This window comes from Pseudoalteromonas sp. S3178 (assembly GCF_005886985.1).
Classification (GTDB): Bacteria; Pseudomonadota; Gammaproteobacteria; order Enterobacterales; family Alteromonadaceae; genus Pseudoalteromonas; species Pseudoalteromonas carrageenovora.
Genome location: NZ_PNCW01000130.1, coordinates 1 through 1,852, shown reverse-complemented (window position 1 = coordinate 1,852; position 1,852 = coordinate 1). Strand labels below are relative to the sequence as shown.

Below are 1,852 nucleotides of genomic sequence, written 5' to 3'. Positions count from 1 at the left end.
ACGACTCTACCTTAGAAAAGTGACTGTTATTAACTACAGCTAACGATCCCAAATAAACATTAGGCTTTTCAGCGCTAAACCAATCAAATAGCAAATTCAAACTCCTTTTTTACTTATGCCAAATAAATAGGCTGCAAGATTGTTGGTTAAGGTTAGAGTGAGAAAGCAAAACCAGCAGCTTAGGTTCTGATTAACAATTTTTTATTACGCTTTATTTTCTTACTACGTAATTGAATACCAAGTAGCGTCCCTAATAAAACAGCGATTACATGCAGCGACGCTGTAATCAAATATATTAGAGGCTCCATTGTTATTTCTAACAGTATATATAGTAAGGCACCGGCACTTAAGTTAATAAACCAATAAACAGCCGCAACTAAAAAGGCTTGTTTATACGGACTCACTGTTTGACTATATCCTAGATATAAATAAACCATTAAAGAGGCTAAAAAACCGAGGACGTAATGAGTATAAATGTATGATGTGCTTTGAACCATCTCATCAAAGCCGACAATCTTTGTTGCTATTGTTGATAAAGCAATTAGTAATAAATACAAGCCTACTGAAAAGAGTAAAACCCTAGAGTATTTCACGATAATCCTTTAGCAATATAATTAGCGCCGCTATCAACGGACAGCTAGACGACGTTTTAATTGATGTTAACGAAGCGCTAGCGGAATGCATATATTGCAAAACGAGTGAGCAGCAAAACCCCGCTTGAATCGTTTGTTAGCAATACCTTGCTAGCCAACTCGAACATAGTAAAAGTGACAAAACCAACATTCAGTCAACTTATAAACATAAACATCCAATTAGCATCACTTAGTCTTGATTTTGAACGCATACCAAGTTGGCAATTTTAGTATTTTTGTAGATTCTGGTTATGCCAAGTAATTATCAAGTACGTTGCAGCAATTAAGTCTAGAGCCGATTGACCGACAAAGCTTTCAAGAACACTTAATACAATAGAAAATAAAAGCTGAAATATAAGAAGTCGCTTTAAAACACCGTATCAAAGTGGCACTAAAAAATATCGCCACCATACATCCAATATAACTTTGATTTTCTTAACGCATACTTAGAGACTTTCACAAAACTTTTTACGAGCTACATACCAACCAGCACATAAACACACTAACATTGTTAAAATATGCGGAAAGTAAAAATAGAAACCGTCACCAATAACAAAACTCAAATATAACTGCGTTATTAAAAAAACCGCAACCACTGAAAACAAGAAGTTTTTGTTAGTAATGTAAGCAACTAAAAAGCCTGATGCTATCGCGAGTAAACCAAAACCTAATAATTGGACGACAAATATATCCCAAGCCCATATCAGATTGCCAAAACTTACCGGCATAACAAGCGCAGAAGTATGCCCTGTGAGGTAAGAGCCTATTATGGCTAATGCGATACCTGAAAAAATAGAAACTAATATATTCTTGATATTATTCATTGAACTTCCTTGTGCGCATAACGCTTTAAATACGGGAACTTTAGGAACGTTTTAGCCGAAGGCCAGCGAGTAAAATTCCCAGTGAGTTTACAAACGACATTATTCACTGGTTAAGTAGCCGATTTCCACTGAGCTACAATATTTTCATATTTTTCGTCGACCAACTCATCGTCATCTGAACATGAAAACAAGACAACTTGAAGCGCATTATAGGATTTTGGAAACGCTGAAAGCTTTTCCATTATACTCAGTGCTTCGGAGTCTGATATCTCAGTTTTGTTGATGTATGAAAGAGAAGCAGGTTCAACAATGTTCTGCACTGGACTGGAAAATGATTGCTTCCAAAATTTATATATTTTCATATGCTTAGCTTTATCCAGCTTCTCCGAGGCAGGA

At 35.8% G+C, this 1,852-nt stretch carries 3 protein-coding genes; all 3 read right to left on the bottom strand.

From position 1 onward, the window contains the following. Window positions 1–179: 179 nt before the first annotated feature. Window positions 180–593: a hypothetical protein gene (locus CWC11_RS20305; RefSeq protein WP_249330782.1), complete on the bottom strand. Its 414-nt coding sequence runs from the start codon at window positions 591–593 to the stop codon at window positions 180–182. 485 nt (window positions 594–1,078) lie between these two features. Then, entirely contained in the window at window positions 1,079–1,456 is a 378-nt protein-coding gene (locus tag CWC11_RS20300) for a hypothetical protein (protein ID WP_138684136.1), read from the bottom strand. Between the two features lie 110 nt (window positions 1,457–1,566). Beyond that, on the bottom strand, window positions 1,567–1,852 hold a 286-nt coding region (locus CWC11_RS20295), incomplete at its 5' end, for a hypothetical protein (RefSeq protein WP_212748096.1).